The organism is Akkermansia sp. UNK.MGS-1 (assembly GCF_000980515.1).
GTDB lineage: Bacteria > Verrucomicrobiota > Verrucomicrobiia > Verrucomicrobiales > Akkermansiaceae > Akkermansia > Akkermansia muciniphila.
The window spans coordinates 85,097-108,491 of record NZ_LBCB01000040.1 but is presented as its reverse complement, the minus strand read 5'-3'; the positions used below and the strand labels follow the sequence as shown (position 1 = coordinate 108,491).

The 23,395-nt window shown below is 57.0% G+C and carries 22 protein-coding genes; 11 read left to right on the top strand and 11 right to left on the bottom strand.

The window, feature by feature from the left end; all coding sequences use genetic code 11:
* Window position 1 precedes the first annotated feature (1 nt).
* The 3 genes from WW58_RS11970 to WW58_RS11960 form a co-directional block, all read right to left on the bottom strand.
* Window positions 2-1,573: a glycoside hydrolase family 75 protein gene (locus WW58_RS11970; RefSeq protein WP_046437919.1), complete on the bottom strand. Its 1,572-nt coding sequence runs from the start codon at window positions 1,571-1,573 to the stop codon at window positions 2-4.
* Window positions 1,570-2,415: an SDR family NAD(P)-dependent oxidoreductase gene (locus tag WW58_RS11965; RefSeq protein ID WP_046437917.1), complete on the bottom strand. Its 846-nt coding sequence runs from the start codon at window positions 2,413-2,415 to the stop codon at window positions 1,570-1,572. The genes WW58_RS11970 and WW58_RS11965 overlap by 4 nt, the downstream gene beginning before the upstream one ends.
* 233 nt (window positions 2,416-2,648) lie before the next feature.
* A complete protein-coding gene (locus WW58_RS11960; protein WP_012419416.1) occupies window positions 2,649-3,071 on the bottom strand; it encodes a DUF6941 family protein in 423 nt (140 codons plus the stop codon).
* Between the two features lie 192 nt (window positions 3,072-3,263).
* Between WW58_RS11960 and WW58_RS11955 the strand changes: the two genes are divergently transcribed.
* Window positions 3,264-6,800, top strand: a complete 3,537-nt coding sequence (locus WW58_RS11955) for an ATP-binding cassette domain-containing protein (protein ID WP_046437915.1) — start codon at window positions 3,264-3,266, stop codon at window positions 6,798-6,800.
* A gap of 141 nt (window positions 6,801-6,941) precedes the next feature.
* On the opposite strand, the gene WW58_RS13690 is transcribed toward WW58_RS11955, so the two are convergent.
* The gene (locus WW58_RS13690; protein ID WP_215833076.1) at window positions 6,942-7,130 is read right to left on the bottom strand and encodes a hypothetical protein; all 189 of its coding nucleotides are present in this window, start codon (window positions 7,128-7,130) and stop codon (window positions 6,942-6,944) included.
* Between WW58_RS13690 and WW58_RS13685 the strand changes: the two genes are divergently transcribed.
* Genes WW58_RS13685 through WW58_RS11935 form a run of 4 tightly spaced genes read left to right on the top strand, consistent with a single transcriptional unit; the run spans window position 7,129 to window position 10,412 of the window.
* Window positions 7,129-7,557: a hypothetical protein gene (locus WW58_RS13685; protein ID WP_215833077.1), complete on the top strand. Its 429-nt coding sequence runs from the start codon at window positions 7,129-7,131 to the stop codon at window positions 7,555-7,557. The genes WW58_RS13690 and WW58_RS13685 overlap by 2 nt on opposite strands.
* 14 nt (window positions 7,558-7,571) lie before the next feature.
* The gene (locus WW58_RS11945; protein ID WP_128154952.1) at window positions 7,572-8,675 is read left to right on the top strand and encodes a hypothetical protein; all 1,104 of its coding nucleotides are present in this window, start codon (window positions 7,572-7,574) and stop codon (window positions 8,673-8,675) included.
* Entirely contained in the window at window positions 8,672-9,304 is a 633-nt protein-coding gene (locus WW58_RS11940) for an ATP-binding cassette domain-containing protein (protein WP_046437908.1), read from the top strand. The genes WW58_RS11945 and WW58_RS11940 overlap by 4 nt, the downstream gene beginning before the upstream one ends.
* Complete coding sequence (locus WW58_RS11935; RefSeq protein WP_128804708.1) at window positions 9,267-10,412, top strand: ABC transporter permease; 1,146 nt, start codon at window positions 9,267-9,269, stop codon at window positions 10,410-10,412. Before WW58_RS11940 ends, WW58_RS11935 begins: the two co-directional genes overlap by 38 nt.
* Before the next feature lie 159 nt (window positions 10,413-10,571).
* Here WW58_RS11935 and WW58_RS11930 read toward each other — a convergent pair whose 3' ends face one another.
* Together WW58_RS11930 and WW58_RS11925 are read right to left on the bottom strand one after the other, a co-directional pair.
* Window positions 10,572-11,054 (bottom strand): hypothetical protein, encoded by a 483-nt coding sequence (locus tag WW58_RS11930; protein WP_046437905.1) that lies wholly within the window; start codon window positions 11,052-11,054, stop codon window positions 10,572-10,574.
* 28 nt (window positions 11,055-11,082) lie between these two features.
* Window positions 11,083-11,598, bottom strand: a complete 516-nt coding sequence (locus tag WW58_RS11925) for a hypothetical protein (RefSeq protein WP_046437903.1) — start codon at window positions 11,596-11,598, stop codon at window positions 11,083-11,085.
* Between the two features lie 199 nt (window positions 11,599-11,797).
* Between WW58_RS11925 and WW58_RS11915 the strand changes: the two genes are divergently transcribed.
* Window positions 11,798-13,087 (top strand): hypothetical protein, encoded by a 1,290-nt coding sequence (locus tag WW58_RS11915; protein ID WP_215833604.1) that lies wholly within the window; start codon window positions 11,798-11,800, stop codon window positions 13,085-13,087.
* Between the two features lie 110 nt (window positions 13,088-13,197).
* Window positions 13,198-14,127 (top strand): hypothetical protein, encoded by a 930-nt coding sequence (locus WW58_RS11910; protein WP_215836841.1) that lies wholly within the window; start codon window positions 13,198-13,200, stop codon window positions 14,125-14,127.
* Window positions 14,128-14,198: 71 nt separating this feature from the next.
* On the opposite strand, the gene WW58_RS11905 is transcribed toward WW58_RS11910, so the two are convergent.
* Together WW58_RS11905 and menB are read right to left on the bottom strand one after the other, a co-directional pair.
* Window positions 14,199-15,029 carry a hypothetical protein gene (locus tag WW58_RS11905; RefSeq protein ID WP_022198390.1) on the bottom strand — a complete coding sequence of 277 codons (831 nt, stop codon included), beginning with the start codon at window positions 15,027-15,029 and terminating at the stop codon, window positions 14,199-14,201.
* Between the two features lie 19 nt (window positions 15,030-15,048).
* Window positions 15,049-15,873: a 1,4-dihydroxy-2-naphthoyl-CoA synthase gene (menB, locus tag WW58_RS11900; RefSeq protein ID WP_046438010.1), complete on the bottom strand. Its 825-nt coding sequence runs from the start codon at window positions 15,871-15,873 to the stop codon at window positions 15,049-15,051.
* A gap of 210 nt (window positions 15,874-16,083) precedes the next feature.
* Here menB and WW58_RS11895 point away from each other — a divergent pair, with 210 nt between their 5' ends.
* The 4 genes from WW58_RS11895 (at window position 16,084) to rsfS (ending at window position 20,934) form a co-directional block, all read left to right on the top strand.
* Window positions 16,084-17,160 (top strand): AAA family ATPase, encoded by a 1,077-nt coding sequence (locus tag WW58_RS11895; RefSeq protein ID WP_046437896.1) that lies wholly within the window; start codon window positions 16,084-16,086, stop codon window positions 17,158-17,160.
* The gene (locus WW58_RS13680; protein WP_102734837.1) at window positions 17,150-17,947 is read left to right on the top strand and encodes a hypothetical protein; all 798 of its coding nucleotides are present in this window, start codon (window positions 17,150-17,152) and stop codon (window positions 17,945-17,947) included. The genes WW58_RS11895 and WW58_RS13680 overlap by 11 nt, the downstream gene beginning before the upstream one ends.
* Window positions 17,948-18,111: 164 nt before the next feature.
* Complete coding sequence (gene ftsH, locus WW58_RS11885) at window positions 18,112-20,562, top strand: ATP-dependent zinc metalloprotease FtsH (protein WP_241652924.1); 2,451 nt, start codon at window positions 18,112-18,114, stop codon at window positions 20,560-20,562.
* 21 nt (window positions 20,563-20,583) lie between these two features.
* Entirely contained in the window at window positions 20,584-20,934 is a 351-nt protein-coding gene (gene rsfS, locus WW58_RS11880; protein WP_012419401.1) for a ribosome silencing factor, read from the top strand.
* Window positions 20,935-21,040: 106 nt separating this feature from the next.
* Here the strand turns inward: rsfS and WW58_RS11875 are convergent, their stop codons facing one another.
* The 3 genes from WW58_RS11875 to WW58_RS11865 all read right to left on the bottom strand — a co-directional run bounded on the left by WW58_RS11875 (window position 21,041) and on the right by WW58_RS11865 (window position 23,224).
* Window positions 21,041-22,051 carry an FtsK/SpoIIIE domain-containing protein gene (locus tag WW58_RS11875; RefSeq protein WP_094139658.1) on the bottom strand — a complete coding sequence of 337 codons (1,011 nt, stop codon included), beginning with the start codon at window positions 22,049-22,051 and terminating at the stop codon, window positions 21,041-21,043.
* Window positions 22,052-22,072: 21 nt separating this feature from the next.
* The gene (locus WW58_RS11870) at window positions 22,073-22,318 is read right to left on the bottom strand and encodes a hypothetical protein (RefSeq protein WP_094139657.1); all 246 of its coding nucleotides are present in this window, start codon (window positions 22,316-22,318) and stop codon (window positions 22,073-22,075) included.
* A 204-nt stretch (window positions 22,319-22,522) separates the two neighbouring features.
* The gene (locus WW58_RS11865; RefSeq protein ID WP_046437892.1) at window positions 22,523-23,224 is read right to left on the bottom strand and encodes a hypothetical protein; all 702 of its coding nucleotides are present in this window, start codon (window positions 23,222-23,224) and stop codon (window positions 22,523-22,525) included.
* Between the last annotated feature and the right edge of the window lie 171 nt (window positions 23,225-23,395).

Genomic DNA, 23,395 nt, shown 5'->3' with positions numbered 1-23,395 from the left:
CTTATGCGGCGCTTTTTGCGGCTGATGAAGCCGGTGCAGTTTGCGGGGAAGCCGAGGCCGGCGCGGGCTTGTTCCCGGGGGCTTCCTCCTTTTTCCGCTTATCCGCGGATGTTTCCGCTGTGCCGCCGCTTTCCGGTTTTGGGGCGGGCGGCGGCTTGGGCGCCAGCAGGTCTTCCCATTGGTGGAGTTTGAATCCTTTCCCCATGCCGCCTATTTCGTTGAGAAGTTCCCGGCATCTGTCCGTAAGTTTTTCATAGTCGGGTGGGCCGGCCTCAGGCTCTGCGGAACCGGGGAAAATCAGGTAACTTACCTTCAGGTCGGAGACGGGGCGGCTGTAAGGGCCCGCCTTGGGGTTGATTTCACGGCTCAGGCGCAGGGACCCCTCCCCAGTTTTGTAGCGCGGCCCGGCGTCTCCCACCAGGGCCGGGTACAACTTGTCTCCCACGATGACGACGGCATAGTCCCCGAACTGCGGGGAGAAGGGAGAGGACTGGTTGACGACTCCCAGCGGTACCACGATGAACGGATCGTATTCCGAGATCAGGAAGCTGTACCGCTTCAGTTCCTCAATGACCCGTTCCGCATGGTCTATTTTGCGGCGCAGAGCCGTTTTTTCCGCGGCGGGGGCTTTTTCCAGCGTCTTCTTGTAGGAGGCCAGCCTCTGCTGCCAGGGGTTGAGCAGGGGATTGGGCTTGTCTGTGCGCTTTTTCCAGCGGTAGGAAGTGCTGGGCTGATAGAAGGAGCTTTTCAGGATTTTATCCGGCATGGCGGCCAGCCGGTCCCCGTCCGAGCCGTCGGAAACAACATCCATTTCACTTTGCAGCCAGAGAAGCTTCCTTCCCGTGTCCGGATAGGCGGTTTCCAGAATGGTCTCCGTATCGTAATAATTATGGCGGTCCAGAAGTTTGAGCAGGGAGGCCAGGTTTTTACGAATTTCCGTCTGTTTGCGGACGTAAACCTGCCCGTAATAAGGGGAGACGCGCGTATGCCTGAACAGGGTGGACAGGCCGGGAAGCATGGGTTCCAGTTTCGGATTGAGCTTCAGAATGTCTTCCTTTTTCGTCAATGCTTTGGGCTGTTTGACGTTCAGGGAAAGGGTCATCTGGTAATTGCTTTTGGTTTCCCTGTCCCTAGAGGCCAGGGTGCCGGGTTGGAAATTAACCTGCGTTTTCAGGTTCAGGCCGCGGGCCAGTTCATAAATATGGGTCATGGCCCCTTCCGCGGGCCTTGTGGGAAGCACGGGGGGAAATGGGGGGTACTGCACCGGGGGAAGGGCGATTGTGCGCTCCGGCGTCCATGGAGTGTACAGCCGTTCATCCCCGGGTTCCTTTCCGGAGGCGGATGGCGCAGCGGTTATTGGCTGTTCTTCCTGCCCGGGCTGTTCCGCGGGGGGGGATTCCTGGGGCGGACAGGTTCCGGAATCCGGCGGCGCCTGTTCCGGCTCCCCTTTCAGGGCGCGTATGATCTGGGCGGGGTACGGCGTGAACAGGGAGGCAGCCATGGCTGCCAGGCAGAGGCAGACTGCGAGCTTGAACCAGGTGAGGCGGGGTATTCCGCGGCGGTGCGCTTTCATGATGCTGAAGAAGGAGAATCATTGGATGCCGGCAGGACTTTCCGGGGACGTCTGCCCATGAAAAGGCGTATCAGCCCCAGCGGGGCGGCAGCCAGCAGCATGGCGGCCAGCCGTATTTTCATGCCGGGAAAGACCCGGGCTCGTCCGCGGGCCAGGGCGCGGAGGCTGTCTTTCACGACGGTTTCAACGGACGTGTCAAAAGCATTGCGCCCCGGCATCATGTTTCCGGTGAAGCCGGGGCGGCGCGCCGCTTTCCCGAAGCCTGTGGAAACCGGGCCGGGGCAGACGGCCATCACGCGGATGCCGTGTTCGCGCAGTTCCAGCCGCAGCGCTTCCGACAGGCTGGAAACATAAGCCTTGGTGGCCGCATAAACGGCAAAATCCGGAATGGGCAGGAGGGCTCCCAGGGAACTGAGGTTGATGATATCCCCTCCGTTCCTCTTCATGACGGGGATCAGCGCATGGCACAGGCGGGTGAGGCTTTCCACGTTCAGGCGCAGCAAGGAACGTATTTTTTCCCAGCGGCCGTCCGCAAAATCTCCGTAATCACCGGCTCCGGCGTTGTTAATCAGAAGGGTTCTTCCCGGAGGAAGGCTGTCCAGGCGTGAAATGAGCGTATTCAGGGAGGTTTCGTCCGCCAGGTCGCAGGGAAGGACGGAGGCGTGAAGGCCGGGATGGCGTTTTTCCAGGGCGGCGGCAAGCTGGCGCAGGGCTGCTTCATTCCGGGCGATGAGCACCAGTTCCTCCGTATGGGGGGCCAGCGTTCCGGCAAACGCTTCCCCGAAGCCGGATGATGCGCCCGTAATGATAATCCTGTCGTATTGGAGGCGTGCGGTGTGCATGGCGGGTTGGAGCAGCCCGTATCATGGTCAATCCGGTGCGGAACCGCAATGAAAAAGGGGGAAGGAGGACGCAAAAAGCCGGCCTCCCTTTTTTAGGCCGGGGCCAGGCGCAGAGGTCTTCAGGTGCATGGAACCGGGGCCGGCCTGTTCCGCACTTCCGGGAGGACGGCCGCTCCAATAAAAAACCGCCTGCCGGATGAACGGGAGGCGGTTTGATGGAAGAGGGATGTTTCTTAGGCCTGGGCAGCTTCTTCCTGCACCTGCACTACGCGGAAGGGCACGCGGGAGGCGAGTTCGCCGTCAACCGTCAGGTCGATGGAGTAGTTGCCCGGTTTTTCAAAACGCAGGCCCTGGAAGTTCATGATCAGATTGCGGGTGAAGAAAGAGGCTCCTTCCGGGAAAGCGGGAACCGGGAAATTGATCTTGATGGGCATGCGTTCCTTGTCCAGCGGCGTGCCGTCGGCATCAACGATGCTCAGGCCCAGTTCGTGCGTGCCTTCGTCTTCAGGAGTGAGGCAGATGCGCAGGGCAACGGCGCAGACGGGATGCACGACTGGGAACTGGCGGGCAACCAGGGAGTCAAAACCGCCCTGGATGCAGAGCTTGCCCTGATAGTCGGCGGCGAAGTCACAAAGAGTAGAAACTAAAATATCCATGTTGTGATAATGTTGATGTATTTGGCTAGCTTTCACGCGGAAAGCATGAACATTGGACAGAACTATACTTCCTCCGGACCTATTGCAAGATAAAGCTGTAGAAAATATTGTCATTTCTCCGTGAAATTCCGGTTGCGCTTGAGATGGGGCGGGAATCCCTGTACTACTGGTTCCGGCAACGCGTTTCCAGGCATGATCCAATGGTTTTTTGACATTCCTTCCAAGCTGATTCACTGGAGGCTGAATCTGGTCAGGACGCTGGGCGCCTACGTGCCGTGGCTGCGCCGTGACGACGGCTCCATGAAGGTGCATGCCGGAACGCTGGTGGACTTGTTCGCCACTATTTTAAGCGGACGCCGCCATTTGAGCGCCCGTGATGCGGACGCCGCTCTGGATATTCTGCGCTATACTTTCCCGGAAGTGGAGCACCGCTGGCTTTCTAACCGTTTTGAGCGGTCCATGAGGGCCAGCCTGACGGTTGCGGATGTCCTGGCCTCCGCAGCTTCCGGCAGGGATGAGACGGAACGCATGGCGATAGCTCTGGAAGTGCTCTCCCTGCTGATCAATACGGGAGATGCCCGCATGACAGGGGATCTGTTTGACCAGGTGACGTACGGTCTGGAACTGCCGGGCACGGCAAACCACCTGAGGCAGCTGCTGATGACACCGGACGTGGAGGCCCAGGAACCGGCGTACAGCGTCGGTTTTTCCTCCGGCATCGGTGCGGAGGTATCCCTCCCGGAGCAGGACAAGGGCATTTCCTTCCGCCTGATCCGGTGTTCCCGCTTGGTGCTGGTGGTGAATGACGGCACCCGTCCCATTGTGGTGCGCGGGCGCCATTTGCAGCCCGGCGGGGTGATGCCGCTGACCAACGGGCAGGTGGTGCTTCTGCCGTCCGGTCCGCTGAGTTTTGAAGACTTTGCGTTTTTTCTGGATTGCAAGCGTTCAGGCAAGCAGGATGTATGCTATATTTCCCTGGACGGAGGCTCCCTGCAAATCAGCCGGGTGCGTTCCCGCGCCAGCGAGGTGCGCGTGAACATGGGGCTGGCGTGCGAGGTGGAGGTGCTGAGGCCGGAAGTGGAATTCGCGGTTGACGGGAAACGGCTGTACCCCGGTGAAAGCGTGCGCATGGCCTATTACTCATCCTTCACGCTGGACGGGGAAGGGCCTTTCTCCATGGGGGAGGTGCAGAATTCCATGTCGGACATCGGGCGCCGTTTCCGCCTGGATCCCGGAAACCGCAAGCTGCGGGTGACCAACCTGCCGGAAAAGGCGCGCAAGGGAGACATGCTGCTGACTCCCGGGCTGGCCCCCGGAGCGGTGCTGGAGGTTTCTTTTTCCAGCGCCACCAATTCCGGCTGGCTGGAAGTGGTGGAGGCCTCCATGCCTCTGCTGCTCAATGGCCGGCCTGTTCGGGGAAGGGTTTCCCTGAGGGATGGGGACGTGGTGCACCTGAATGCCTACCACGCGCTGCGCTGCCGTTTTTCCGCCGGGGTGCTGGATGAAGAATACCATGCGATCAGAACCCTCAGCGTGGAAGGGGTGACCAAGGAATTCCTGCGCTCCGGACGCGTGCTGGACAATATTGACCTGGCCGTGAAACGCGGGGAAATGGTGTGCATCCTGGGGCCCAGCGGATCCGGGAAAAGCACGCTGCTCTCCATGCTGGCCGGCCAGCTGCCGCCCACCCGGGGCTGCATCCGTTACAACAACCAGCTTCTGTACAGCGCCCCGGATCTTATCCGGCCCTACATCGCCTTCATTCCCCGGGAAGATATTCTGGATGCGGCCATGAGCGTTTCCGAGCACATCTCTCAGGCCACCATGATACGCCGTCCGCGGCTGAACCGGTCGGAACGCGTCAGGCGCGTGAACGCTATTTTGAAATTCCTGGGCCTGACGCACATTGCCTCCCGCCGCGTGGGTGAGATGAACGCCCGCACCATTTCCGACGGGGAGCGAACGCGCCTGAACCTGGGGCTTGACCTGGCAGGCATTGCGGATGTTTTCCTGCTGGACGAACCTATCAGCGGCCTGTCCACGTCAGATGCCAAGCTGGTCATGCAGACCATGCAGAACATGAGCCGCGACAAAATGGTAATCGCCACCATGCACCGGCCCAGCACGGCTATTCTGAACCAGTTCCACAAAGTGCTGGTGCTGGACCACGGCGGTCAGATGGCTTACTGGGGGGACGTGCCGGGCATGATGCGGTATTTCCGGAAGGCGGCTGCGGACATGGCCATTGACGTCTCCGAGGAGGCGCGGACGGCCGGAGGCGCGGACTACGTATTTGAGGTGCTGGAAGCCCCCCTCTCCTGGCACGACCGCCGCAGGCGGCAGCACCCCCGCTTGTGGCAGGAGCGCTTTGAAGGCTACCGGTTCCGCAACGTGATGGGGCATCATCATGAAGGGGGCGCCCCCAGAACGCTGTATGAAGGCTCGCTGGAATTTCCCCCCGCCCCCAGGCGCAGCGTCATACAGCTCTGGCGGCTTTTCCGCATCTGGGCCGTGCGCACCTTCCTGGGGCGCGTGCGGAGCCGTATGGGGCTGTACACCATGCTGCTGGAAGGGCCGGTGCTGGCCCTGCTGATTTCCGTGACCCTGCGCGCCTCTTCCAGCCCGGAATACACGTTTGCCACGGCCCTCCACATCCCTTCCTACCTGTTCCTGGCGACCATTGTGGCCATGTTCTTCGGCCTGACCGGGGCGGCCAGCGAAGTGCTCAAGGACCGTGCCCTGCTCAAGAGGGAGAGCAATGCCAAGGTATTCGTGACCGGTTATGTTCTGGCGAAGGCGCTGGTGCTGACGGGGCTCTCCGCCGTGCAGTCCGCCCTGTTCCTGTGGGTGGGGAACTCCATTCTGGAAATCCATGGAATGTTCCTGATTTACCTGGGGACGATGACCTTGACGGCTTTTGTCGGCGTGAGCCTGTCCCTGCTGGTTTCCGTCTTCGCCAGAACGGAGAGGGCGGCGCTTAACATGGTGCCTCTGCTTCTGATTCCCCAGATATTGATGGCTGGAGCCATTGTCCGCTTTGATGAAATGAACCAGTTCATCCCATGGTCCGCCCACCGTACGGATGAACACGGGCGCCTCAAGCCGGGGCGTGTGCCGCTGGTGGCGGAATTCTGCCCTTTGCGCTACTCCTTTGAAACGATGGTGGTGGATCAGGCGTCCAAAAATGTATGGGAGAGGGAGCGTGAAACCATCCAGGAGAAAGTGGACGACCTGAAGGAACGTCCTCATCTGGACGACAGGGAATTTGAAGAATTCAAGCTGCTCAAGATGGCGCTGCTCCACATTGCCGCTATTGGAGCGGAGGGGCCGGAACAGGCTAAAGCCGCCGTCCGGCAGGTGCGGAGGGCCGCCCTTGGCGGTTCGGAAAAAAGCTACAAGCAGACCATTGCGGAATTGGAACTCCTGGGCAAGGGCCGTCCGTCCGTCAAATCCTTCTATGTCAATGACCGTGTTGTAATGCTGGATGAATCTGCCGAAATCCAGCGCGTCAGCCGGGATGCCCTGGACAGGCCGGAAATTTTCCTGGCCCGCCGCCAGCCTCTGCCCTGGGGAGGCTCCGGCCTGTCCCCGGTGGATTCCGGATACAGCGCGGATGACGGAACGGTCCCCACCCCATGGAAGGATTCCCTGTTCCTGTTCCTGATGGGGGCTGCCCCCCTGCTGGTCACGGGCCGCGTCCTCAAGCGCAGGCTGGAAAGGGCCGGATGACGTTTGCTGCCTGCGGGGATTGGCGTCTGGATTTTCCGCCGCAAAGCGGAAAATCCGGCGCGCGTCCGGGGAATGGCAGAGGACCGTAAGCCCCGGTGCATCCCGCGAAAAAACGGAAGGCCCCTCCAAATATTCTTTTATTTATGTGTTGACGCGCCGGACGGAATCACTATCCTTGAAGAAAATCTTTTTCTTTATGTTTATGTTTTCCCGATTGACGAACAGGTGCGTATTATCTTCCCTTTCCGCGGCAGCTTTGACCCTTGGACTTTTTTCCTGCGGAGGTAGCGGCAGCAGCGGTGACGGGGAAAGCCTTCCTTCCGGCGCCATGCTGGACTTGACAGCTTCTCTTTCCACGGAAGGCGGGGTTGGGCCGTGGAACATTGTCGTCAAATTGACGGGCAACGGTTCGGATTTGCCCCTGGTAAGCATTAACGCGGCAAGCAGCAGTGAAAGCGCTCCTATGAATATTGCTTCCGTAGTGTACCGCAGGACGGGATCATCCGCTATTCTGAGGGGGAATTTCACGATTACTTCCGGGCAGTGGACGGCTCCGGGCCCGATTGTCGTGACAAACAGGGACAAGGCCTTTATAGATGCTAATATTTCCTTCAACTCCTCCAATGAACGTGAGAGCTGCGGCGGAACGTTTACCGGTTCCATCACTTACCAGGTTCCCGTTTTAAATGATGAAGGCGTTGAAGAAGCGCAGGACTGGACCGCTACGGAAGGAACGGTGAGTTACACGGTATCCTGAAGTTCTGATCATTTATGACGGGGCTTCGCTGCCGTGAAACGGGGGCAGGACTGTTTGAAATTATGGTCGGAAGGGCAAAGAAATGTCTTTGGGGCATCTGGCTGTGCTCGGGGCTGGCTCTTTGTGTCTGGAATGCGGAATCGGCCGGCGGGGGGACTGGTATGGCGGCATCGGAAGATGCCTGCTTTATCAAGACTTTCCGCGCCAAGATCGTCCCGGAAAGGCTGCGCTCCTTTGTCATGCCGGCGGATGGAATTGTCAGCAACTGGATTCCTGCGGACGGGCGCGTTCAGAAGGATACTATTATTGCAACAGTCAATGAAGATGAAATTGAACTGGAGCGCAAGGAGCTGGAAGTAAAAATTCTGAAGGACCGTATCGCTAAGGAGGAAGAGTTGTCAAAGCTGGAAAAACAGCTTGAAGAGATAGAGTTTTACTCTTCCCTGACGAGGGTGGAACGGCAATATGCCAGCAAGCAGGCGGAAGGCGGGGAAAGGGCCATCCGGGCATTGAAAGACAAGATTGAGCTTTCCAAAAAGGAGTTGTCCCTGGTGGAGGACAAGCCGCGTCTGGATTTTCGCAAGAAGGAGGAAAAATATATCCTCAGAATGCCTTTTGACGGAAAGCTGCAGTACCAGTTTTCCATTCCTCCGGATAACAGCGTAGCCCTGTACATGGATGCCGCGTCCCCGATTGCGACCGTGTGCGATGACTCCTCTTATTATCTGACCATTTCCATTTCGGACCCTGATTTGACGAATCTGCCGCCGGAATCCCTTTCCCTGTCCGTCCCTCTGGGCGACGGTTCCGCCCTGAAGGGGGAGTTTGCCTTCAAGCGGGTGGAGAAGAATGTTTCCGGCGGCGGGGAATTGCTGGCGTATTTTTTCCGTCTGCCCCGTCAGGAGCATGCGCGCGCCCATTCGATGCTGGGTTCCAACTGCACGGCCCGTCTTTATTACATGCCGCAGGGAGAAGTGTTTCATCTCAACAAGGTGAGGCTGGCTTCCCTGCCGGAAGGGAAAAAATGTTCGTCCTGGCAGGAACTTCTTGAAAAAGTGCATCCGGACCTGGAGCTGGTGGTGAATGGGGAAACGGAATTGATCGTTCGAAAAAAATGAAATTGCTGTGCGAATCAGTCTGTTTCAGTTATTCAGGCAAGCAGTGGATTTTTGAAGATTATAACAGAGTGTTCACCTCCGGAATCACCATTTTGAAAGGGTATTCCGGATGCGGGAAAACGACTCTGTTAAAAATTCTGGCGGGGTATCTGAAGCCGCAGAGCGGGCGCGTGATTACCCCCCGCCGGAAGGTTCAGGCGGATTCCCTCTACCGGCGCAAGGAGGTGAGTTACATGTTCCAGGGGCTCAATCTCCTTCCCCTCGCTACGGTGGAGAGAAACCTTCAATTGTGCGCGGAAATGGCCATGCTGCCTAAAAAGCAGTGGACGCGGAGGGCGGATGATTTGATTACCCGCCTGGGCCTGGAATCTCTGAGGCATAAAAAGGCGGGGAGCTTGTCCGGCGGCCAGGCCCAGCGGGCGGCTCTTGCCCGCACGATGATGAAGGATTCCGATGTGCTGCTGCTGGACGAACCTACTTCCGGCCTGGATGACGGCAATACGGAAATCATTAAAAATTTGATCAAGGAGTACCCTGCTGACAAAATTTGCATTTTGAGCACGCATGATTCCCGGCTGTTTGACCTGACCCATGAAATCATTGATTTTAACCTGTCTGTATCTCTTTAAAGATACTCTCCACCGTTGGAAGGAACGCCCGGCCAGCCCCCTTTCACGGATTCTGGTGGCCTTCTTCCTTTCCCTGTGCGCGCTCTCTTTTCTTGCCAATTATGTCCTCTCCGCCAAAATGCTGCATGATGAAATCAGGAAGAACGGGGCGGACCTGATTATTGTTTTTGATACAGTGCGCGACGAGGACCCTTCCAAGAAAAATCTGCTGCAGCATGAACTGCCTTCCCTGTATGGCTGCGACGTCCTGGTGCTGAATGATGCCCGTGCGGGCGTGGCGCGCGTGGGCAAGACAGTATTCCCCATCCTGGAATACAACATGGAGTCCTGTTCCTTTCTTTCCGCGCTTGGGTTGGAGGATGTGGCTACCGTCCTCCTGTACAACCCCTCCCGGAGCCCGTTGCAGGCGGGGCCTTGTACGGTTACCATAGCGGATTTTGATTTTTCCCTGAATGCCTCCCCTCTGCCGGAGGGGCATTTGCTGGGCAGGCTGTATCCTTCCGGAGTCATTTTGGCCCCGGAAGGAACCTTCAGTTCCGGACAGGAGGTTCCCGTGGAAAATTGCCGCTACATCATCCGGGTGCATGAAATGACGGCGGCCCGCATTCGGAGCATAGAAGAAGTGCTGAACAACATGGTGCGTTATGACGGCAGCATGACCATGGTTCAGACTCACGTAGGGCTGCTTGACAGGCTGGAAGTGCTGATGGGCAACCAGACGGAGTGCAGGACGGGTTTTTCCCTCGGCATTGCGGTGATCGTCGGCATTCTGCTTACAGCCCTGGCATCCATGGAATTCCGTCAGAATGAATATGTCTATACGCTGATGAAGAGCTTCGGGGTGCGCCCTGTACTGCTGATTATGGCGTTTATCGTGGAAAACGCGTTTCTGATTGGCGTTTCCTTTGCGGGAGCCGTCTGGGCGTTCATGAAAACCCAGAAAATCGTATTGGGGGAATTCTTTAAGCTGGGAAACTCCGTCCTGACTTATGCCGATATACGGCAGGATTTGTGGCTGCTGGGAATTTCCCTGGCGGGGTGTGTTCTGCTTTCCTCCATTCCGGTCGCCTTTTCCGCCTGCCGCCCCATAGGGAAAGTGCTCAAGTAAGTGATGGAGCTTTGGGGCTGCTCCCGGTTTTGTTTGCGTTCCGTCCGGCCCGCCTTTGCCGGTTTGGGGAAAAGGTGGATTTTATTCCGGCAGGAGAGATCAGGGTAAAAAAATCCCTTCCCACAATGGGAGCGGGAAGGGAGGTGCGAAAAAAGGGGCCTATTGGGAACTGGAATTGGGTGTTATGAAGTCCCTGATGACAGCTTGGCAGTTATCCTGCTGGGTTATCGTTGAGGGATATTCGGCGTCTTTGACACTGCAAGTGGCTGAACCGAGGCCTTTGGAAATGTTGTCGGGATTATACAGGACGACAAGGGCGTTCAGATTGTTGGTTGTTTCCCCGTCATTGGACGACCAGTAAAAGCCTATTTGTTCCGCAGAATCAGAGGAAGGCTTGTAGTTGACGACATGAATGGATGCCGTTGAGGCGGTCGGACTGGTTCCGGTGTAGATAGTAGCGGTACTTTCTGAGGCGATGATGAACGAGAAGACGTAAGGCTGACCGTTCGGAAGAGTAATGTCCAACGTGCGCTGAAGGCCGGTGGGAAGATAGGCCTGTTCGCTGGAACTGGATCCGCCGCAGCCGGAGAGGATCCCAAGCCCGAGAGTAATTAAAGCGGGAATGTAAAGGCGGGAATTCATGATTTGATGGATAAAGGAAAGAATTTATTTATGACTGGGATATAATGTTGACGCTGATGGTGATGCCGTCGATAGGGACGATTTCTCTATCTTGCGCTCTCATATAGGAAACGCTGGCGCCGCCTTCCCCGGAAGAAGCGTGGGTGGCGTTCTCAAAGGTTAACTGGGGAATCCGGATGGTGCTCATGAGGGTGTTGGGTTCCGAGGATGAACCGTTGTTTCTGTTGTAGCTCAGACTCAGTTCCGCGGTGTTTCTCCCGGTTTTGGTGTAGGAATAAATGCCTGCCCCGTTCCACATGTTCATGTCTTCCCCTTGCGTCTGGATGATGAACATCCCGTTGTCACCGGTGGTCATGTCAAAAATGGCGGGAAGCGTTATGGCGGCATCCGTAATGCCTGTTACCTGCATGTTTAACACTTTGCTGCCGATGGTGGAGGGCGCCAGGCCTTCGGCATCGGAACTGCTTCCGCCGCATTGGGCCAGCGTAAGAATGCCGAGGGAGCAGCAGGCCGCGGACAAAGAGGTAAAAAAAGGACGCATCATAAAAGGATAATAATTTTCCGATAAACTGTGATATCACACATGATTTGTCAAGATAGGAATCAGGAGGGAGGTATTTTTTACACGGGGAAAGGAAAAACCGAATTCCCTGCGCTCCAGGACTTCTTTTTTCCTTCTTTCTCCGCCTGCCGTGTTGATGCTTGACTTTTCAAGGGCAGAAGCTATATAACAAGGGGCCTGTATGTTCCCGTTTCCTCCTGTTGTCCGTTCTTTCCTGTTTTCCCTGTTTGAAAGGGCATGGCTGAGGACTGCGTTGTGCTTCTGCCTCTGTGCGACGGTATGCGCCTCCTGCTCCGTGGACAGGCACATGGAAAAAAGGCGGGGGGAATTGATGGCCAGGATGGATGCCGTTCCCGATTGGCGGCAGCTGCCGCGGAAGGAAATTTCATGGCACCAGGCCCTGGCGATGATGATGGAGCGGAACATCGACTTGAAAAAATCGGAGCAGTCCCTCAAGACGACGAAACGTTCCGTCATCAATGTTTTTACCCAGATAATCCCCGGCGTCAATCTGGATTGGATGCTGACCAAGGAATTGAGCGACCTGGCCAAGGTGACGGCCAGCGATGTGGAATACAACACGAACATCCTGTTCAACATGCCGTCCCTCACCCAGATCCCGTTCGATTATTATTCCGCCAAGGCGGCTGTTTATACGGCGGAAAAGACGCTGGAGATGAAAAAAAGGGAGCTGGTGGCCAGATTGTACCAGCAGGTGCTTTCCTACCGGAATGCGCAGCTCAGCTACAATAACCAGCTGAGCTCCCTGCCTTATGACGATGATGGCGTCCAGAAAAAGAAGCTGGACCTGGAACGGGAACGGAATTTGAATGAGATTTCCCAGGGTTTTGCCGTGCTGCTGGGGAATATGGACGCCCGGTGGCTGGTGAAACCTGAAACGATGCCCAGGCTGGACTGGGGCAGGTACAGGGCGGCGTCCCGCCAGTTGGATCTGCTGGTGGTGACGATGGTGGCCATGGAGCTGGAAGCTTCCCGCCTCCAGGTGTTGAATGCCAAATTGAAGTTCTTCCCGTCCGTGGATATTAATTTTTACAGCCCAACCCTGTTTTCCAGCACGGGCGGGACGTACGGCGGTTTTTTTGCGGGAGCGGGCGATATGAAGGTGAACATGAGCCTGCGGGAAGAGCTGGATACGCGCCTGACATCCTGGTTCCAGTATAAGTCGGCCAAAGAAAGCCACGAACTGCTGCAGCGCGAAGTGGTGATGGAACTGCAGCGGCGGCGCATCAAGATAGCCGCGTTGCTGGAGAGCCGCAGGAGGTTTGAGCTCTGGCAGGGGGTGCTGATGAAGGAAATTGCGTTCAAGGAGTCCAGATTATCCGTTTCCGGAGATGAATATCTGGAACAGAGGAAGGATATCAGGAAAATGTATGCTGACCTGGATAATGAGGCTTCCAAGAATGCGGAGGTGGAAGCGGCCCTCATCATGGAATATGGCTGGCTGAAATAAGGCGGGGGAGGATGAACAGGCCCTGTGTGACTGCGGGGGCTTCCTTTCTTGATGCTTTCAAGGGCTTGTGCTATGTTCCGGATATGCAAAAAGTTCGGCAGTCCGCGGGTATGGCATTGATGATTCTGGCTTTTCCGGCCGCCATTTACGGGGCGTTTCCGTGGGGAATTGCCCTGGGGGCCTTTTTGTTCCTGCTGGGGGTGGTTGTTGCGGCCAGCCGTTTTTCCGCCATAGTCTGGTCATGGTGCCTGTTTTCCCTGGGGATGTATCTGGCGGCTCCTTTTATCTGGATGTGGAATCCGGACTATTTTTTCAGCCGTTCGTTTGACATTCTGTTGATAAGCGGCTGCCTGGTGGGCAGCCTGGTTTTGCTTACAATCCGGTTTGCGGTTATTCCCGTGCTGTGGCCCAGGATTTTCCGCCACTTCGTGGAAGGAAGCCCTACGCTGGAGGATCTGGCACCCGAAAAGGGAAAGACGGTGGCTGAACTGCGGGGCGGCATAGAACGCAGACAGGTGAATTTCCTGTTCGGGCATGCAGACCGGGAACTGGTGGAAAAATGGGGAAAAATAGCCCAGGGAATAGCGGCTCTTTCCAGAAGCCGCAAACGGCTGGCAATATGGGCGGCGGGTATTTTCCTGGCTTGGCCCGCAGCCGTGTTTTTCCTTTCCGGGGGGATGGGCGGCGCGCTGGACCGGGATATTGACCGCATGTGGGGGACCCGTCCGTTCCGGGACGGCATGGTGGTTTCCAGCCCATCGGCGATGAATGCGGCGCGGCGCGTTTTCAGGGATGCCCGGGCTCTGCGCGGGCTGACGATGGAGCAGGCGCGCGCGTGGCTGAGGACGGACCGCAGGAGTGCGGCATTCAAATTGGGCAAGCCCCGTTACGATTTTGAAAAGGATGAAACCGTGCTGGTGCTTTCAGATGGGAGGGATTCCATCCGCCTGGTGGCGGTTTTCAATGATGCAGGGCAGATTACCCATTCCTGGCCTGAGGAGTATATGACTTTGATGGTCAGGGATTTGGAGAAAAATTGAATGCCGGGGTTGGAAAGGGCTCATTGCCCGACAGGGCATCCGGTGATTGCGGAAGGCCCTGCGGCCTTCCGCTACAGCGTGCGCTTTTGCGGAGGCGTCAGGTTCAGCCTGCCTTCACTGATATGGATGCCCATGCCGCTTTCTTCAATCATGTGGATAAGCGGCAGGTAGGCCTGAAGCAGGTTTTCAAACGCGGGCAGGAGAAAAATCATGTAACCCTGAGGAACGGAAAGGCTGCCTATGGTGCCCCCCACGTGGATTCCTCCCGGCAGCGTTTCGTCATTGTAGAATTCGAAACGGGTCTGCACCGCCATGTAATTGTGCGGGTCCAGGGATTGGAAGGGCGTCAGGAACAGGGAAATCGTCTGGCGGGAATCGATGCCCGTATAGCGTTCGATGATGATTTCCATGTATCCTTCCCCGATGGTTCCGTCCGGCCGTTCCTTGCCGCCGTGCAGACGGATGCCAGCCGCCGGGTTGGTGGCGAAGATTGCCAGAGCGCCGTGCTGCTGGGGATGGATGGAGGAAGCCAGGTAGCGGTTGATGTCTTCTTCCGAGAACGAGACGGAGGCGTCCCTGTTGATGGCCTGTTTCAGGATTCTGGGGATATCCGGGGCGTTTTCCCTTTGGCGGAAGCCGGGCAGGTCGTCCGTTTGCTGCGGGCACCAGGAGGAGTAAACCAGCCAGGCAATAGCGGCCAAAATGGCTATGGTTAGCAGGAAGATGAGATTGCCTATCAGGGAGAAAGGCGTTTTTTCACGAATGGGTTTTTCCCGGGAGCCCTGATCTTCCGGATCGTAAAAATGTTCCACGATGTTTTCATGTTCCGGCAGATTGCGCAGGGATTCCCTGCCGGCGGTGCCGTTCCTGGGGGCGCCTTCGTTGTCGGAGCTGGGTGTCATGGTGCGGAGGTGGGGGAGGTTACGGAAGTCTGGGGAATTTGGAAAAATCCGGAGCGCGTTTTTCAACGAAGGCGCTTTTGCCTTCCTTCGCTTCCTCGCTCATATAATAGAGCAGGGTGGCGTTGCCGGCCAGGTCCAGCAGGCCCATCTGCCCGTCGCAGTCGGCGTTCAGGGAGGCTTTCAGGCAGCGCAGGGCCAGAGGGCTGTGGCGGAGCATCTGGCGGCACCAGGAGAGCGTTTCCTCCTCCAGGTCCTCCAGGGGAACCACGGTGTTGACCAGGCCCATGTCCAGCGCCTGCCGGGCGTCGTACTGCCTGCACAGGTACCAGATTTCCCGCGCTTTTTTCTGGCCCACGATGCGCGCCAGGTAGGAGGAGCCGAGGCCCCCGTCAAAGGAGCCCACTTTGGGCCCTGTCTGTCCGAATTTGGCGTTGTCCGCGGCAATGGTGAGGTCGCAGACGACGTGGAGGACGTGACCTCCGCCGATGGCGTATCCGGCCACCATGGCGACGACGGGCTTGGGCATGGTGCGGATGGTGCGCTGCACGTCCAGAATGTTCAGGCGCGGCACGCCGTCTTCACCAATGTAGCCGGCATTTCCGCGCACTTTCTGGTCGCCTCCGGAGCAGAATGCGTCCGGGCCTTCCCCGGTCAGGATGACCACGCCCACCTTGGGGTCTTCATGGGCGGCGTTCAGGGCGTTGAGCATTTCATGCACGGTCAGGGGACGGAACGCATTGCGGACGTGGGGGCGGTTGATCGTGATTTTTGCGATGCTGCCGTCGTCCGTTGTTTCATACTTGATGTCCGTGTATTCCCTGGCGGTGGTCCATTGTGCGCTCATATGGATTACTTTAATAAGGCTCCCGGCAATGGGAAGCCTAAAATGCGCCGCCTTCCGGGTATGCCCGGAACCTGCGGGGGATGGGGCGGCGCTGCGGCCGCAGGCGTTTTCCCCGTTGTTTCCGGTGTTTTCCGGCAGGCTCCCCGGTGGCCGGAAGCTGGCGGCTTTTGTCATTTACGGCCTGCGCTTCTGTGCTACATTGGGAACGGTATGATACATGACCTACTGGTGAGCGGCGTGACGGTGTTTCCCGGGAGAGAGCATTTTGAGTTTGTTCCGGGAATCAATGTGGTGGTGGGAGGCAATGATTCCGGCAAAAGCCATTTGCTGAAATTATGCTATACCGTGGCCAAGTGGAGCGCTGACGGGGGGAGAAAATCCCTGCCGGAGAAATGGGCGGAGGAACAGCGGCTCAGAAAAGACCTGATGCGGGTGTTTGCGTCCCGCGGGCTGGCCGGGCTGACGGCCCGGAACCGGGGAAACGCCCATGCGCGCGTGGAGGCCTCCATGGAGGGGGACGGCGTGCCGGAGGGCATGGGGAACCTGGTGTTTGATTTCCAGGCGGGGCATGAAGAGGAGGGGCTGAGCATCCGGGAAATGCCCCGGCGTTTTCTGAACGTGCCGGTGGTGTTCCTGGCGGCGCGGGAGGTTCTGACCATTTATCCGAGTTTTGTGCAGGTGGGAAGCAGATTCCCCGAATTTCTGGACGGCGGCAGCTGGGACCTCTGCCGTTATCTGGACATGGAGGCGGAAGCGGAGCCCATCAGTACGGATGCCGGGCGCGTGGTTGCCAGGCTGGAAAAAATCATCGGGGGGAAGGTGGTGAAGCGTGACGGGCGGTTCTTTTTGCAGCGTCCCGGACAGCAGCCGATAGAAATGAGCCTGGTGGCGGAAGGATTCAAAAGGCTGGGAACGCTGAGCTACCTGATCCGGAACGGTTCCGTGAAAAAAGGTTCCGTCCTGTTTTGGGATGAACCGGAAATGAATCTGAACGCCTCCCACCTGCCCGTGCTGGTGAAAACCCTGACGGGGCTTGCCAAGACGGGGGTGCAGGTTATGTTGTCCTCCCACAGCCTGTTCCTGCTGCGGGAACTGATGATTCAGCTTTCCGAACCCCGCAATGCCATGGTGCAGAGAAAGTTTTTCGGGATGAGCGTGCCGCGGGGGGAACGTTCCGGGGTAAGGGTGTCCTGGGGGGAATCCCTGGAGGACGTGGGGCCTATCGAGTCTCTTGAAGCGGAAATCGAACAGGCGGACAGGTATTTGAAGCTGAGTTATGAGTCATAAGCCGTCAAAAGCTTATTACGTGGAGGGCGTCCACCGTTTCTGGATCGATGAAGGCTACGTGGTGTGCCGCATTGAATGTTCGGATTATTATGCCCGGCAGGCGCAGAATTTCTGCGGGGGATGCAAGGAAATGGATTTTCTGCTGTATCATCCGGAACGCCGGGATCTGTGGCTGGTGGAAGTAAAGGATTACCGTTTTGATGCCCGGCCCAAAGTGGGGGAACTGGTCTGTGCCCTGAGTCGCAAGGTCCGGGATACGATGTTCCTCCTCCGGGCCGCTTCCGTAGCCGCTCCGGACGAGGAGCCGGCGGAGGGCATTTCCCTGAGGGATTTTTCCATTCAGGCTTCGGGGGCGGAAACGCTTCATCTGGCTTTTTTGCTGGAAATGGGCATGGGCGGCGTCTGGACGGACGGCGGCCTGCTGGCGAATGTCAAGAACCTGCTGGTGGGGGCCATGCGTTTTCTGGATGCGGAACTGGTTTGCGCGCCCATTACCTATCCCCGCCGCATCGGCCCTTGGCGCGTGACCTCCGCCCACGGGGAGGTGAGCAAGCGGGTGGAAATCCGCCGCGCCAGAAAATTGGCGGAAATCCAGGAGCAGAGGCGGCGGGAGCGGCTGAACGCGCAGGAAGAGGGGGCCTGGCAGGAAAAGAGCCGGGAAAATGCCGGTTCCCGTGCGGCTCCGGCGGAAGAAAGGATGCCCCAGTGGAAGCGGCGTCTCCGGCAGCGCATGAACGGAGAAAGCGCGAACCATGAGGGGCGGCGCAGAAAAAGAAAGCGGGAATGAGGCCTGCTCCAGTTAAGGCCTTATTGCCGGGAAGAGCCCCGGCCCGGAACGGTGCGGGCCCGTCCTGCGGCGGCTGTATGGCATGTCTCGGAAAAAAGTTTTATTTTACAAGGACTCGCGTATCATGCCGCCCTATTCATTAACTTCTGTGTGCTAACCACATTATGTCTGACAGAATGCCACCCAGTCCTCCCCGTCCTCCCAAATTTCCCGGCTCCGGCAGGCCCGAATCCCCCAACTGGGGCGTGTGGGTCATGGTACTTCTCATTGTAGGCGTCCTTGCGTTTGGCTTTTTCACCCCTGAATCTTTCGGGTTGGGCCCCCGCAAGGAAAATCTGGAATCCTTTGAAGCCCAGTATAAAGCGGGGCGCGTGGTGCTGAACGACCCCAAGGCCCCCGTGGAAGTGGTGCTGAGCGAGAACGGTTCCGAAGGCGTTATTCACGCGCTGGTGTACAGGAAGGAAATTCAGCCGAAGGTGGAAATGACCCCCTTTGCGCTGACTTATTCCATGTCCCTTCCGGACCGCGACAAGCCTTTGCTGAATGAACTTTCCGGCTACAGGGTGGTGGAGAGCCCGTACCGGACGGAAGAGGGAAAGAATGTTTCCCTCATTCCTGAGGGAGCTCAGAAGCTTTCCGTGCCTGAATTCAACCGTCTGGCCCTGGAAGGCCGCATCGCCGGAGGAAAGGACGGCATCATCCTGGCGGAAGACGGCAACCAGAACGTGCTGGTCGGACAGATTGTCACCCGCATCTGGCCCGCGGCTACGGGAGACGCCTCCGTGGACAAACAGCGTTTTGAACGTGTGGAAGTGCCTTTTACCCTGGAGTTCCAGGGAGACCGCGTCAAGCAGCTGCTGGGGCCGGATACGAAGTTCAAGCGTGAATCCGGTTCCTGGGGCGGCATTCTGCTGAATCTGCTGCCCATCGTGCTCATTCTGGTGATTCTGTTCTTCATGTTCCGCGCGCAGAGCGGCGGGGCCCGGGGGGCCATGAGCTTCGGCAAAAGCCGGGCGCGCCTCATCTCCCCGGATAAGAACAAGGTGACGTTCAAGGATGTGGCCGGCATCAGCGAAGCCAAGGAAGAAGTGTGGGAACTGGTGGAGTTCCTGCGCAATCCGGAAAAATTCCGCGATCTGGGCGCCACCATTCCCCGCGGCGTGCTGATGGTCGGGGCGCCCGGTACGGGCAAGACTCTGCTGGCGCGTGCCATTGCCGGGGAGTCCAACGCTTCCTTCTATTCTATCAGCGGCTCGGACTTTGTGGAAATGTTCGTGGGGGTGGGTGCAAGCCGTGTCCGCGATATGTTTGAACAGGCCAAAAGGACGGCGCCCAGCCTGATTTTCATTGATGAAATTGACGCCGTGGGCCGCCAGCGCGGTTACGGCATGGGCGGCGGCAATGACGAGCGGGAACAAACGCTGAACGCCCTGCTGGTGGAGATGGACGGTTTTGAAAACAACTCCAATGTAATCGTGATTGCCGCCACCAACCGTGCGGACATCCTGGACCCAGCCCTGCTGCGTCCCGGCCGCTTCGACCGGCAGGTGGTGGTGAACCTGCCGGACGTCCGGGGGCGCGAACAGATCCTGCAGGTGCATGCCAGAAAAGTGAAGATGGCGCCCGGAGTCAGCTTTGAGCGGATTGCCCGCGGCACGTCCGGCTTTTCCGGTGCCCAGCTGGCCAACCTGGTCAATGAAGCCGCCCTGCTGACCGCCCGCAAGGGGCTGAAGGAGATTACGGAGGCCGAATTGGAAGAAGCCCGCGACAAGGTCAGCTGGGGGCGTGAACGCCGCAGCCTGGCGATTAACGAACGGGGGCGCCGCATTACCGCCGTGCATGAGGCGGGGCATGCCATCTGCCTGTTGAAAACACCGCACAGCGAGCCGCTGCACCGGGTGACCATTGTTCCCCGCGGCGGGGCCCTCGGCATGACCATGTGGCTTCCTTCCGACGACAAGATGCACCAGCTCCGGTCCGAAATGCTGGACCAGCTCGTCGTGGCGATGGGCGGGCGCTGCGCCGAACAAATCGTTTTTGGTGATGTGACCAGCGGTGCTACCGGAGACATCAAGAGCGCCACCAACCTGGCGCGGCGCATGGTGTGCGAATTCGGCATGAGCGAAAAACTGGGGCTGATTGAGTACGGAGAACACCAGGGAGAAGTTTATATTGCCCGCGACCTGGGGACGCGTTCCCGCAATTATTCCGAATCCACGGCGGAGCTGATTGACTCGGAAGTCCGCTTCCTGGTGGACAGCGCTTATGAACGCGCCATGGCCATCCTGACGGAAAACCGGGACAAGCTGGACATTCTGACGGAGGCCCTGATGGAGTTTGAAACGCTGGAAGGTTCCCAGGTCATGGATATTCTGGAATACGGGGAAATGAAAAACCCTCCCTCCAGGGTGACTCCGCCCCCCATGCCTTCCGAAGTGGAGGAACAGCCCGGGAAGGATGATTCCGGCCATACCGAGAAGAAAGAAGCTGAAGAGACCCGCGCGGACGGCGCTGAAGAACGGAAGATGGAAGGGGAACTGGAACAGGCGGAACGGGACCCCTTCTCCTACAATCCCGTTGATGAGTTCGGCAAGGACGGCGGAGAAAAGAAATAATTCAATAGAAACGAATCGAATATGGTAGCCAACGATGCGATGGAACTGGCCAGGATGTGCGCCCGCGCCGCGGATGACGCCAAGGCCGAAAATGTGCGGGTGTACGACTTGCGGGGCATGTCTTCCCTGACGGATTTCATGGTAGTGTGCACGGGGTTGTCCGTCCCCCATCTGCGAGCCGTCATCCGGGAGCTGGAAGAAGCCGTTCGGGAAAAGGCGGGAGCCCTCCCCACCTATGTGGAAGATACGCCTGTGGCATTGTGGTCCGTAGTGGACTACATTGACGTGATGGTTCACATCATGGGGCAGGAAACGCGCGAATTCTACGGTATGGACACCCTGTGGAAGGATGCCCCCGTGGTGGAGTATTAACCTGTCTTTCCATGCCTGAAATTTGGGGCCGCGCCGGAATTTTCCCGGACGCGGCCCTGTAGTATTGTCTGCGAAGGAATACCGGGGCGGGGGAAGAGCTGCGCCATCAGGCGGGTGTGTCCGAGGTTTCCGGGGAAGGGTTATCCAGGGATTTCTGAAGGCCTTCATCGAATTCCTGCCTGGCCTGGGAAGCGCAGTGGGCCACCAGGGCTTTCACTGCGACGTCAGAGATAAAAGCACCCTGCACTCGCTTTACCTGGGCGGAACCCGGCGGCAAATACAGAAGGTCTCCCTTGCCCACCAGTTTTTCCGCTCCTTGCCTGTCCAGAATCACGCGGCTATCCGTACCGCTTGCCACCTGGAAGGCGATGCGCGTCGGAATATTGGCCTTGATCGTCCTCGTTACCACCTGCTTTTTGGGCGTCTGTGTCGCTGTAATGAGGTGGATGCCGGCGGCACGCGCTCCCCGGGTCAGGATGCCGATGTCCGTTTCCATATCCTGGCTCGCCGGTTGCATCAAATTCGCGAGTTCGTCAATGATGATGACGAGGTAGGGGAAGCGTTCAGGGATGGCTCTGTTTTCCTGTTCTTCCTCCTTTCTCGCAGGTACGTCCGGCGGACGTTTGTTGAAGGCATCAAAGTTGCGTACGCCTGTTTTGGCGAAGCAGTAGTAGCGGCGCTTCATCTCATTTACGCACCAGCGCAGGACGCGCGGAACTTTCCCGGGATCCGTTACCACGGGCGCCATCAAATGGGGCAGTCTGGAGTAAAGCGGCATGTTCATCATTTTCGGATCTATCAGGATGAGCTTCAGTTCATCAGGGCGAAACTTCATGAGCATGGAAGATATGATGCTGTTCATGCACATGGACTTGCCGTTTCCGATGGCTCCGGCTACCAGCAGGTGCGGCATGACGGCCAGATCGCCGATGACAGGATGCCCGTTGTCATCTATCCCCAGAGCCAGGGGGAGCTTCTTATCTGCCGCCAGAAAATCCGGAGATTTCAGTATGTCCTGAATAGGGGCTGTTTTATGGCGGTGCCAGTCTATACGAGAGCTTCTCAAAAGAGAACCGGCCCGGTGGATGGGCAGCTGGCAGGGTTGGTTTGCTCTCATCGACGGGAGATGATTCAAGAGTTAAAGGGCCGGGAGATGGTAGCCGCCCCGCTGGGGATTCCGGGAGCAGGGATTTTGGGACATATCGTGAATGGATTTATAGGTTCTGCCGCAGTACTTGCAGGCATAGCTGGATTTTTCAGAACCTTCGTAAAGGGAATGGAATCCTTTATTTGTTCCTTCCGGATGGCGGGGGCATTTGTTGCCGGTCAGTTCCCGGACGCTGGAATAGCGGCGTCCGCAGTATTCGCAATAATAGTCACTCATAGTTGTAATCAGTATGTATTTTTATGTTTGTACCTCTTTTTGAGGATGTTTTCTATCAGAGTAGATGGAAAGCCGTGTTTCTTTGCGGGGAAACACGAGAGGCTGGTGATACGGGGTAGAAGGATGGGGCGCTGTTTATTTTCCGTTTTCTTCATTGAAGAACGGGGCTGCCAGATGGTTTGGTTGGGAAAATTATCTGTTCATTTAAGGATTGCCTACGATTTGACATTGAATTTCAATAATATCTTCAATTGGAATGACCATGTGAATCCCTATTCTGTCAGCCACTTTTTGGTCGACGGAGTCATCGCTGATATCCAGGAAAATGGCTGCCTTATCCGGATTCGCATAGGATTTGCAATAGGCAAAAGCATAAAACACTCTCGTTACTTTAATTCCCTCCTTGTTGACAATTTGGGCTTTTATCCGGTAGAGCTCGCTTTCATTGATGGAGTCGAGCACCTCCTGATAATATGTATTGGGATCGTCATAATTTTTGTAATCGTCATTTAATCCGAGCTCCCGGTCTTTATCGGGAAGGCGTTTCGCCCTGGTTATCGAAATAATGCTCTTCAGCGGAATTGTTGTTGAATCAATAGAATGGAATTTCCCGTATTTCCCCATTTCAATAGATTTGATAAGAATGACTTCATTTTTATTTTCAAAGTCATATCCGAACGCCGCACAGGAATGCTTGATGACGCGTTCACCTGATTTGCAGGTCACCTCGTAAGTATATGGATTGGCTATCAAATCCACGTAATACTGCTGATAGTTGTCAAAATCGGAAGGATCAACTTCTTTTAATGCCGCTTTCCAGTCGAAGGATTCCTGGGAAGCGTCCGTTGCTTGCAGCATCAGTAGAGATGCGATCGCAATGAATAGAATGGTAATGTATGGTTTCATTTCAGTTAGCGTTTTCTAATGAATAAGGCGGAGGGGAATTTTTTGCCGGATGCGGAAAGCCAATATTTTTTATCAGAAAATTCCCCGCATAATTATTGGATGACGTCCAAATGGAAATTCCCTCTCCAGATGGTTTAATGTGGAATGAACATTAAGTTCATTATATCCCAA

What these genes read in the sequence shown, in the direction of transcription:
- WW58_RS11970 (WP_046437919.1), bottom strand. Translation starts at nt 1,573, where the DNA reads ATGAAAGCGCACCGCCGCGGAATACCCCGCCTCACCTGGTTCAAGCTC.
- WW58_RS11965 (WP_046437917.1), bottom strand. Translation starts at nt 2,415, where the DNA reads ATGCACACCGCACGCCTCCAATACGACAGGATTATCATTACGGGCGCA.
- WW58_RS11960 (WP_012419416.1), bottom strand. Translation starts at nt 3,071, where the DNA reads ATGGATATTTTAGTTTCTACTCTTTGTGACTTCGCCGCCGACTATCAG.
- WW58_RS11955 (WP_046437915.1), top strand. Translation starts at nt 3,264, where the DNA reads ATGATCCAATGGTTTTTTGACATTCCTTCCAAGCTGATTCACTGGAGG.
- WW58_RS13685 (WP_215833077.1), top strand. Translation starts at nt 7,129, where the DNA reads ATGCTGGACTTGACAGCTTCTCTTTCCACGGAAGGCGGGGTTGGGCCG.
- WW58_RS13690 (WP_215833076.1), bottom strand. Translation starts at nt 7,130, where the DNA reads ATGGCGCCGGAAGGAAGGCTTTCCCCGTCACCGCTGCTGCCGCTACCT.
- WW58_RS11945 (WP_128154952.1), top strand. Translation starts at nt 7,572, where the DNA reads ATGACGGGGCTTCGCTGCCGTGAAACGGGGGCAGGACTGTTTGAAATT.
- WW58_RS11940 (WP_046437908.1), top strand. Translation starts at nt 8,672, where the DNA reads ATGAAATTGCTGTGCGAATCAGTCTGTTTCAGTTATTCAGGCAAGCAG.
- WW58_RS11935 (WP_128804708.1), top strand. Translation starts at nt 9,267, where the DNA reads ATGAAATCATTGATTTTAACCTGTCTGTATCTCTTTAAAGATACTCTC.
- WW58_RS11930 (WP_046437905.1), bottom strand. Translation starts at nt 11,054, where the DNA reads ATGAATTCCCGCCTTTACATTCCCGCTTTAATTACTCTCGGGCTTGGG.
- WW58_RS11925 (WP_046437903.1), bottom strand. Translation starts at nt 11,598, where the DNA reads ATGATGCGTCCTTTTTTTACCTCTTTGTCCGCGGCCTGCTGCTCCCTC.
- WW58_RS11915 (WP_215833604.1), top strand. Translation starts at nt 11,798, where the DNA reads ATGTTCCCGTTTCCTCCTGTTGTCCGTTCTTTCCTGTTTTCCCTGTTT.
- WW58_RS11910 (WP_215836841.1), top strand. Translation starts at nt 13,198, where the DNA reads ATGGCATTGATGATTCTGGCTTTTCCGGCCGCCATTTACGGGGCGTTT.
- WW58_RS11905 (WP_022198390.1), bottom strand. Translation starts at nt 15,029, where the DNA reads ATGACACCCAGCTCCGACAACGAAGGCGCCCCCAGGAACGGCACCGCC.
- menB (WP_046438010.1), bottom strand. Translation starts at nt 15,873, where the DNA reads ATGAGCGCACAATGGACCACCGCCAGGGAATACACGGACATCAAGTAT.
- WW58_RS11895 (WP_046437896.1), top strand. Translation starts at nt 16,084, where the DNA reads ATGATACATGACCTACTGGTGAGCGGCGTGACGGTGTTTCCCGGGAGA.
- WW58_RS13680 (WP_102734837.1), top strand. Translation starts at nt 17,150, where the DNA reads ATGAGTCATAAGCCGTCAAAAGCTTATTACGTGGAGGGCGTCCACCGT.
- ftsH (WP_241652924.1), top strand. Translation starts at nt 18,112, where the DNA reads ATGTCTGACAGAATGCCACCCAGTCCTCCCCGTCCTCCCAAATTTCCC.
- rsfS (WP_012419401.1), top strand. Translation starts at nt 20,584, where the DNA reads ATGGTAGCCAACGATGCGATGGAACTGGCCAGGATGTGCGCCCGCGCC.
- WW58_RS11875 (WP_094139658.1), bottom strand. Translation starts at nt 22,051, where the DNA reads ATGAGAGCAAACCAACCCTGCCAGCTGCCCATCCACCGGGCCGGTTCT.
- WW58_RS11870 (WP_094139657.1), bottom strand. Translation starts at nt 22,318, where the DNA reads ATGAGTGACTATTATTGCGAATACTGCGGACGCCGCTATTCCAGCGTC.
- WW58_RS11865 (WP_046437892.1), bottom strand. Translation starts at nt 23,224, where the DNA reads ATGAAACCATACATTACCATTCTATTCATTGCGATCGCATCTCTACTG.